General features: G+C 49.4%; 9 protein-coding genes and 1 rRNA gene. 1 reads left to right on the top strand and 9 read right to left on the bottom strand.

The features are described 5' to 3' along the window. Window positions 1–452: 452 nt before the first annotated feature. The 6 genes from anmK to murQ all read right to left on the bottom strand — a co-directional run bounded on the left by anmK (window position 453) and on the right by murQ (window position 5,275). On the bottom strand, window positions 453–1,595 hold the full coding sequence (anmK, locus tag I8U19_RS16825; protein ID WP_370589817.1) for an anhydro-N-acetylmuramic acid kinase AnmK: 1,143 nt from the start codon (window positions 1,593–1,595) through the stop codon (window positions 453–455). Between the two features lie 4 nt (window positions 1,596–1,599). Then, a complete protein-coding gene (locus I8U19_RS16830) occupies window positions 1,600–2,502 on the bottom strand; it encodes an N-acetylglucosamine kinase (RefSeq protein ID WP_198056596.1) in 903 nt (300 codons plus the stop codon). 9 nt (window positions 2,503–2,511) lie between these two features. Beyond that, on the bottom strand, window positions 2,512–3,600 hold the full coding sequence (locus tag I8U19_RS16835; protein WP_033101963.1) for a DUF871 domain-containing protein: 1,089 nt from the start codon (window positions 3,598–3,600) through the stop codon (window positions 2,512–2,514). Between the two features lie 45 nt (window positions 3,601–3,645). Further along, complete coding sequence (locus I8U19_RS16840; RefSeq protein WP_198056597.1) at window positions 3,646–3,960, bottom strand: PTS lactose/cellobiose transporter subunit IIA; 315 nt, start codon at window positions 3,958–3,960, stop codon at window positions 3,646–3,648. A 33-nt stretch (window positions 3,961–3,993) separates the two neighbouring features. Further along, the gene (locus I8U19_RS16845) at window positions 3,994–4,302 is read right to left on the bottom strand and encodes a PTS sugar transporter subunit IIB (protein ID WP_033101965.1); all 309 of its coding nucleotides are present in this window, start codon (window positions 4,300–4,302) and stop codon (window positions 3,994–3,996) included. A gap of 64 nt (window positions 4,303–4,366) precedes the next feature. Beyond that, entirely contained in the window at window positions 4,367–5,275 is a 909-nt protein-coding gene (gene murQ / locus I8U19_RS16850) for an N-acetylmuramic acid 6-phosphate etherase (protein ID WP_198056598.1), read from the bottom strand. A 184-nt stretch (window positions 5,276–5,459) separates the two neighbouring features. Here murQ and I8U19_RS16855 point away from each other — a divergent pair, with 184 nt between their 5' ends. Continuing rightward, the gene (locus I8U19_RS16855; RefSeq protein WP_198056599.1) at window positions 5,460–6,749 is read left to right on the top strand and encodes a PTS sugar transporter subunit IIC; all 1,290 of its coding nucleotides are present in this window, start codon (window positions 5,460–5,462) and stop codon (window positions 6,747–6,749) included. 207 nt (window positions 6,750–6,956) lie between these two features. On the opposite strand, the gene I8U19_RS16860 is transcribed toward I8U19_RS16855, so the two are convergent. From I8U19_RS16860 to I8U19_RS16870, 3 genes are all read right to left on the bottom strand, one after another. After that, window positions 6,957–8,225 (bottom strand): amino acid permease, encoded by a 1,269-nt coding sequence (locus I8U19_RS16860; RefSeq protein ID WP_198056600.1) that lies wholly within the window; start codon window positions 8,223–8,225, stop codon window positions 6,957–6,959. Further along, window positions 8,222–8,371 (bottom strand): hypothetical protein, encoded by a 150-nt coding sequence (locus I8U19_RS16865; RefSeq protein ID WP_198056601.1) that lies wholly within the window; start codon window positions 8,369–8,371, stop codon window positions 8,222–8,224. The genes I8U19_RS16860 and I8U19_RS16865 overlap by 4 nt, the downstream gene beginning before the upstream one ends. A gap of 252 nt (window positions 8,372–8,623) precedes the next feature. Continuing rightward, a 16S ribosomal RNA gene (locus I8U19_RS16870) occupies window positions 8,624–8,691 on the bottom strand; the annotation flags it as partial.

Raw genomic sequence — 8,691 nt, forward strand, 5'->3', positions numbered from 1 at the left:
CAGCGTTCATCCTGAGCCAGGATCAAACTCTCCGATAAAGATCTAGCTCAAAAAGAATTAACAGGTCATGCTTCACTCTTTAGTTTTCAAGGAACACATCAAAATTCTTTTTTCTCAACCGCGTTTCGCAGCGACGAAAATCATCTTATCAAATTTAATTTTAGATGTCAATGGTTTTAATAAAATTTATAAGTAAAACCATCAAGAACAGAATACGCTTTTTTTCTGCAAATAAGCGAGCGGCCTGGACAAGGCTTCTTGATGGAACCAACAGGCCCAAATCCCTTCGGCTTTCAGGAAAGTAATGTCCAGGCCGGCTCTAACCGCCTCCTTGTTGAGTCAGGCTCAGCCGAAATTCAAACTCAGCGAAATAAAATACAGGCGCGCAAACGTTTTGTCAGCTGTTTTCCTCTTTTCGCTCCGCCCGTTTCATTCTTATTTTTTCTCCCGGTTCAATATGGAACCGGAGTGACGGATCCGAGCACGACCCTTCTTTCCGCCCCGGTTGCGCCGGTCACATTTCCCGGCAAACCGTGCAGCATTTCATTGGCCAAAACGGCGAAAGCAACCGCTTCCTTGGCCGCGGAGGAAAACCCCAAATCTTCCTGGGTTAACACGCGATGATGGGGCAGGCATTCCTTCAACATTCGCAAAAGGGTAGGATTATAACTTCCCCCGCCGCTGATAATGATTTCAGCTTCCGGATACATCGGAAAAATAAATCGCTTATAATTTTCTGCGATGGAGCGGGCGGTAAACAGGGTAACCGTCGCCAGCCAATCTTCTGCCTGCAACCCTTTCCACTCTTTGAGCAGCTCCTCTGCATAAGGGGCGCCAAACACCTCCCTCCCTGTCGATTTGGGCGGGGGAGCAGAGATGAAGGGATGATTCATGAGCCTTTCCAGCAAAGGCTTGTGGATCTTTCCCCTGGCCGCCCACTCTCCGTTACGGTCACAGGGCAAACCGGTCAACCGTTGGCAAATCTCATCAATGATCATGTTGCCCGGCCCGGTGTCAAAAGCAAACACCTCATCCAGCGTGGCCTCTTTGGGAATGACGGTGGCATTTCCGATCCCGCCGATATTCTGCAAAATTCGGTCACGCCCGGACCGGTACAACAGAAATTCGGTATAGGGTACAAGCGGCGCCCCTTCCCCGCCTGCCGCCATATCCATTACCCGGAAATTGGCTACAACCTTGGTTTTTGTCTCATAGGCGATCACAGCGGGTTCCCCGATTTGCAAGGTGGAGCGGACAAAAGAACCATCGGATTTGGGGATGTGATAAACAGTCTGTCCATGCGAACCAATAAATGCAAGTTCCTCCAAGTCCACCCCGGCTTCACGGCAAACCTGTTTCACTGCCTCCGCAAACAGAGCCCCCAACTTAAAATTCAAACTACAAACCAGCTTAACAGAAGATCGGTCCACTTCACAGCAGGCGCGAATTTCCCGTTTCAGCCCATCGGGAATGGGCAGGGTGAGAAAATGGATCAGTTTTACTTTCGTTGCAAGTCCGCTTCCCTCAATTTCCACCAATGCGGCATCGACCCCGTCCAGTGAGGTTCCCGACATCAAACCAACTGCCAGCGCCACCTGATCATCCTCTCTCCCCAAGTCTTCTCATGGCCAGATAATATCCCCCTTTGGCAGCTGATTCCCCTGCGATTGCGACGCGGGCATTCACAATGGATTGCCTGATTTCGCGCAGAAACGTTTCCCTGACATGGGAAATCCGGCAAAGAATGCTGCCGGCGACGGCAATGGAAACATCGTCACCAAACCCCAGCTTTTCCCGCAAGCGCAGCGTCATCTGCACCAACTCCCTCCCGGCGCGGCGCAAAATCGCGGCAGAAGCCTCATCACCCGAATCGGCCTGTCTCGCGACGATTGGTGCCAGACCGGCAATCTCCGCCTTCGTCACTCCATAAACAAATGATTTTAACCCCTCCGCCTCTTTCACCCCGATTTCATCCAACAAACATCGGCTGAGCGGGCTGTGCGGCAGGTTCCGTTCCGCTTCAGCGATAATGCGGCGCAACGCCTGAATCGCAATCCAGTAACCGCTTCCCTCATCTCCCAGCAAATTTCCCCATCCTCCTGTCACCGCCTGAACGCCTTCCTTCACCCCAAAGCAGATGGAACCCGTGCCGGTAACGGTTAAAATGCCGTCCCCTCCCCTCAAGGCTCCTGCATGGGCGATCTGCGCATCATTGACGATGGAAAAAGGGATGGCAAAACGCTCGCGAAGCATCTTTTCCAGTTCCGCACGGCAAGTGCCGCTCTCAATTCCCGCCAGCCCGAGATAAAGATAAAGGCACCGATCCTTTACTTGATGGATGCACCCCTCAATCGCCTCGCGTATATGCTTGATCGCCCGTTCCGGATCAACCAGAACATTGGCAAATCCGCTGCGTGACCGTGCCAGTTCCCTCCCGCTCAAATCAAAAGCCACCGCTTCGGTTTTCGTTCCGCCTCCGTCGACCCCAATCACAAACGGCATCCGGATCACCTACTTTTTATGTTCAAACCGAAAGGGACTCCACGGTTTCAACATATCCAGCAAAATCAGCTCTTCCTCGGCTATTCGCCCGACAACGTTGGTTTTTCCTTCATTTTTCATCGGCTTCAGGGCAATCTGCAATTCGCCTTTATACTGCCCGTACAGATCGTTGTCAATCAGCACATCGCCGCGCTTGATTTCGACAGTGAGATGCGGGGGAATGGGGACATCTTTGTATTTTACCCGGCTTTGGGTTGAGCGGATGAGGTAGTCGGAAACATCCCCGCGATAAAAATGAGGCTCTTCCAGGACGATTTTCCGCTCCAACTCCGTGATCCCTTCGTTCAGCTGAACAGTAAACGTCAGCCGGTCCGGATCAATTTGACTGAGCGCTCGCAGTTCTTCCTCAGACGCATAAGCATTTCCGACGATGACATCGTCAATGACTCCGGTGGCAAAAAGATGTTTAGCCTGCACGTCGACCGGCAGGGTTCGATGCATTTCCAGCGTGCACAGGCCCTCGGTTACCGGCCAGGGACCGAACGAAGCCGCTTGCGAGGACACAAAGGCAGCGGTGCGAATCCCCTTCTCTTTAAACTGCCAGCTGCAATGGAGAAAGTGATCATACGCCAGGCCGGTATAACGGTGAGGATAAAAATTATGACAGCCGAGCAAATTTTCCCGTTTCGGCTGATAACTGAGAATCTGCTCAAGATAACGGGTGCCGTTGCTCATATTGAGTTCAATTTTTAAACCGTAGGGATTGTACGTCATCGCCGCCTCTTCCCGGCCGGTGAAGCCGAGATCCAACCGGATTCCGCTCGCGCCGAGCTCGTTAAAAAATGACAGATCTTCGTAAGAGATTTTCAAGGCCTGAAACACGCGGGGAGCAATATCGACAACCACTTGCATTCCCAACCGATTCGCATACGCAACGGTTTCTTTAAAATCGGCGAGAATTTTTTCCCGGTTTCCCTGAACGGACAGCAGGCAGGAAAACACCCTGCTGAATCCGTACTCATGCGCCAGCTTCAAATACGCCTGATCCCGGTCAGGGGTGGAATGTTCCGGATAAATCGACACACCCAACCGTTTCATTGTTTTTCCCCTCTTTCTGCAAAACCGCTTTGAATGGTTGCCAAGTTACCGGCTCTCCTTCAATTTTTTGATTACCCGGATCATCCGCTCAATCAGCTTTTGCTCGCTTACCGCCGTCATCAAATGGTCTTGTGCGTGTATCAACAGCAATGATTTTTCAAACGTGGTCCCGTTCATCTCCGCCTGAATCAATTTCGTCTGCGTCTCATGGGCTTTCTCCAATTCTTCTTCGGCCTGTTTCAGCAACTGATCAGCTCTGTCAAAATCAAACGTTTCTGTTGCCTCCAGCGCTTCATAAGCAAGCCCGCGCGCATTTCCGGCATGCAGAATAATATTGAAGATTTCTTGTTCCAGATTCATCATCTTTCTCCTTCAACTAAGAGATCAGGACATTTATTTACTTTCGGCATAACTCTTGATCAGTTCAAGTACTTTCGGGGCGCCGATCGGCGTATAACCCGTAGGTGGAATCAAAACAACCGGTACATTCAACTGCTTGCCGATCTCGGCAAAAGTGGAAAAACGATGCTTTACTTGCGGAGCCACCAGCCCCAGGTCATACCCGGGCAATTCATTTTCAAATTCGTGGGTGCCGACCGCTTTGATCTCCAGAGCAAATCCTTGTTTATCCGCCTCCTGTTTAATGGCTTTGACCACGATGGCGCTCGACATTCCGCCTGCACAAACCATCAGCACTCGCACAAACATCCCTCCATCATGATAAAAGAAATCGGCTGTCCGCCGTATGGATTGCTGATCTTTATTTTCAGTTTTTATTCACCGCTGCCAGTGCTTTTTTTAAGACTCCGTCATGTAATTCCAAAAGCCGGACCGCCTCATCGGGGGAGAGATCCGTTAAAAGTTGCAAAATGGCCGCTTTGGTATTCCCGTTCTGCTCTGATAGCGCTTTCTCCGCTTCCGCTCTGGTACAACCGGTCGCCTCAATCACAATGTTTTTCGATCGCTCAATCAGCTTATGGTTGAGCGGTTCCACATCCACCATCAAATTCTGATAAACTTTACCCAGGCGAATCATGGTTGCCGTGCTCAGCATATTAAGGACCATTTTTTGCGCAGTACCCGCTTTCATGCGTGTAGAACCGGTCACCACCTCCGGGCCGGTCACAACGCAAATCGTATGCTTAGCCACCTGTTCCATTTTTGTGCCGGGGTTGCAAACAAGGGCGACACTGGTTGCTCCCACCTCATTTGCATATTGAAGGGCACCGATCACATACGGTGTGCGCCCGCTTGCAGCGATTCCGACCACGATATCCCTGTCCGTCAAACGTATTTCCTGCAGATCGTTTTTTCCAAGATCATACTGGTCTTCTGCAGTTTCCCAGGATGTATCAACGGCACCCGCTCCCCCGGCGATAATCCCCTGAACCAATTGCGGCGGCGTACCAAACGTGGGCGGACATTCCAAAGCATCGAGAATCCCGATTCTCCCGCTCGTTCCAGCACCGATATAGATCAGACACCCCCCTTTTTTAATCGCCTCCACAATCTGATCCACCGCCCGTGCAATCTGCGGCAACGCAGCGGCAACCGCCCCGGGGATCAGCGCATCTTCTTCGTTGATCCGTTTGACAACTTCAAAACTGTCCAACTCATCAATATCCATTGTACGTGGATTTCGTTTTTCCGTCTCCAGTCTGTCCAATTCCGACATCGCCTGTTTTCTCTCCCATCTGACGTCATTTAAGGGGCATTTTTTTCCTTGCAAAAAATATCTGAACAATTTTTATTATAACAAAAAAATTGGTATAGACAACTACTGCCCGATAAGTTATATTCAAATTGTAAACGGTTATATTTCAGACTAGTGTCACATTTATAACACCAGGAGGTTTTTTATGGAAACATTTTTGCAATGGATTGATTCTAAGTTGATGCCTCCTCTTGCACGCCTTTCGGAAGTGCGGCATTTGCGGGCCATTCGGGACGGAATCATCTCTGCTCTTCCCCTTATTCTCGTCGGTGCTTTTTTCTTGATTATCGCCAATCCTCCCATTCCCGGTCTGGCGAAGATGGTGGAGCCGTACACCAATGACATTTTAATCCCGTTCCGTCTTACACTCGGATTAATGGCCCTCTATGCTTCCTTCGGCATGGGATACAGCTTGGCCCGCTCCTACAAACTGGACGGCATTTCCGGCGGCATGCTGACGATGGCGACCTTTATCATGGCAACAATTCCGGTCAATCTGGATGACAAATTGCCGAAAGACCAGCCGCTCGGTTGGCTGTTGCCCATGGAAAACCTGGGCGGTTCGGGACTGTTTATGTCAATCTTGGCAATGCTGATCGCAGTTGAAAGCTTGCGATTTTTCAAGAAACATCGCATCACGCTCAAAATGCCCGATTCCGTGCCCAGTTCGGTTTCACGCTCGTTTGAGGCACTGATTCCCGCTGCATTTATTATCGTTGTCATGTGGGTGATCCGCGTCTGGCTTGGAATTGATTTAAATGAGGTATTGCACGCAATCTTCAAACCGCTGGCCGCCTTTGCCGGAAACAGCTATCTCGGCGCCTTGGTTCCGGTCATTTTCATCATGCTGCTCTGGTCGGCCGGTATTCACGGCGATGCGGTGGTCGGAACCGTTTTTCAACCGATCTGGTTTGCCCTGCTGGATCAAAATGCCGCTGCTGCCGCTGCCGGCAAAGCGCTGCCCAATCTGATTGTCGAACCGTTTTTTCAATGGTTCGTCTGGATCGGAGGATCGGGAACGAGCATCGGCCTTGCAATCCTCATGTGTTTTTCCAAATCTTCATACTTAAAGAAAGTCGGCCGTTTTTCGATTGTACCCGGCATTTTCAATATTAATGAACCGATCGTTTTCGGTGTGCCGATGGTGATGAACCCGCTGATGTTCATCCCTTTTGTCTTGGTTCCCATCGTTTGCACGACAACCACATATATCGCTTTTTCTCTCGATCTGATTAACCGCGTGGCCACCATTCCACCCTGGACATTACCTGCCCCAATCGGAGCGTATCTGGCAACCGGCGGAGATTGGCGGGCGATCGTTTTGTGCCTGGTTAATATCTGCCTTTCCGTTCTCATCTACTATCCCTTTTTTAAGGTATTCGAAAAAAGAATGCTCAAAGAAGAAAAAGGGGAGCTTGCCCAGTCAGCTTCATAAAATGCCCGCTGATCCGGCTCTGAGGGCATCAAAACTGCTGCAACCGAAACAAAACCGGGTGCGCATTGATTTTGCCGGATTGAATCAACACGTGCCCGGGATGTTCAGGAGGTGGAACGGGAGCTGTTCAAAATTCATTGAGGATGGAAATCCGGAAACCAAACCAAAACAATCCCTGGATAAAATGCCGAGGCGCACCGCATCCATTTACCGCAGTTTTTCGGCTGCCCTCGTCCCTTTGCGCCTGATGAGGATGAAGTAAGAAAAGCCGGCGATAAGCACAAATCCGACACTGATCAGCATACTGATCAAATGCTTGTAATCAAAAACACTCCCGACCAGCGCAATTGTCAAAATCAGGATGGCAAGCCAAAAACGCCAGGGAATTCCCCAGACTTTGCCCTGTTCATTGGCTGACTCTTGTTGAAAACGGCGAAAACGCAGGTATGTGTACAGAATCATGCCCCACAAAAACAAATAGACCACACCTGCAGAGGTCGTCAGAATTTCATAAATGGAACCAGGCAAAAAGTAAGAAGCGACAATGAACAGAAATACAAAGATCGTCGTCACGATCAGCGAGGGAAAAGGAACGCCTCGCTTATTTATTTTAGCCAATAAGGAAGGAGCTTCTTCCCGTTTGCTGAGGCTGACCAAAATATGAGAGACGCCAAACATGGCGGCAATAGCCGTTGAAAAGGCTGCCAAGATCATGATGAGATTCAGGACAGCATCAGCATACGGGATGCGTAACAAGGTTAAAATCGTTATCATCGGACTTTGGTTTTCCACGATTTTGGTCAGCGGGATGGCATAGAGGATGGCAAAAAGAGACAACAGATATAAAACAGCCAGAAGAAGGACAATTTTACGAAAAGCTGACGGAATCACCCTCGGATTTTCGACCTCGGCCGAAGCCATTCCCGTGGCCACAATCCCTCCAAAGGTAAAAAACATCATGCTCAAGCTTGTTAAAAATCCGGGCAGGCCATGGGCAAACCATTGATCCGTCCGGGTAAAATGCGCATGCGCGGCAACCCGTCCACCAAGGATGAAATAAAAGACAACACCGATAAAGATGACCAAAGCTGCCGTTTTTACCACAGCAAAAAACGATTCGATCCGCCCGTAATTATTCATGCCAATCAAATTAATCCCCAGCGCCAACAGAGTGTATATCGTTGAGAGCATCCAGATCGGAACAGAAGGCAGCCATTTTTGTGTAAAGATACTGATCCCCGTAATCTCGCTGGACATTGCCAAAACTCCTGCCGCCCAATAAATCCAACCGCCAATAAAACCAAATAAAGTTCCAAGATACTTTTCAACGTAATAAATAAATGAGCCCTGAGAGCCGGATTCCGTCACAATCATGGCACCCAAAGAGTCAAAAATGGCCCAAACAGCAAAAACTCCAACCAAATAAGACAATAAAATGGAGATCCCTGTTTCACGGATCGTCGTGGCTGTCGTCAAAAAAATCCCGCTCCCAAGATGGAAGCAACCCCGATAAAGACCAGTTGCCCTTCGGACATTCCTTTTTTCTGCTTTTGTTCCGCAATCTTTTTTTGGTGAAATACCTGCGGTTTTTGCACTGATAACGGCTGTTTTCCTTCTTTCATCTCATTTCCTCCCTCCTTTTTAGAATTGCAATCATGTCAAAACCTTATGTATTTCCCTGTGAAAAGATATGCAACTTTGCTGGTGTTGCCCTTTGACGGCACTTTCGGGCGGAAACAAAAAAACACCTGTTTAATCGTATTAAACGAATAAACAGGTGTTTTCCATTTAGCCGTATTCCCTGAAAACTAAAGAGTGAGTAAGGCATGACCCGAGAAGTAACCGGTTCATTTGCTCTGTGAAGAGCTCCTTAGAAAGGAGGTGATCCATCCCCACCTTCCGGTAGGGATACCTTGTTACGACTTCACCCCAATCATCTGCC

The organism is Thermoactinomyces sp. CICC 10523 (genome assembly GCF_016055105.1).
Taxonomy (GTDB): domain Bacteria; phylum Bacillota; class Bacilli; order Thermoactinomycetales; family Thermoactinomycetaceae; genus Thermoactinomyces_A; species Thermoactinomyces_A daqus.

Coding starts and splice junctions, on each gene's coding strand:
- I8U19_RS16830 (WP_198056596.1), bottom strand. CDS start 2,502: ATGCCGTTTGTGATTGGGGTCGACGGAGGCGGAACGAAAACCGAAGCG.
- I8U19_RS16835 (WP_033101963.1), bottom strand. CDS start 3,600: ATGAAACGGTTGGGTGTGTCGATTTATCCGGAACATTCCACCCCTGAC.
- I8U19_RS16840 (WP_198056597.1), bottom strand. CDS start 3,960: ATGAATCTGGAACAAGAAATCTTCAATATTATTCTGCATGCCGGAAAT.
- murQ (WP_198056598.1), bottom strand. CDS start 5,275: ATGTCGGAATTGGACAGACTGGAGACGGAAAAACGAAATCCACGTACA.
- I8U19_RS16855 (WP_198056599.1), top strand. CDS start 5,460: ATGGAAACATTTTTGCAATGGATTGATTCTAAGTTGATGCCTCCTCTT.
- I8U19_RS16865 (WP_198056601.1), bottom strand. CDS start 8,371: ATGAAAGAAGGAAAACAGCCGTTATCAGTGCAAAAACCGCAGGTATTT.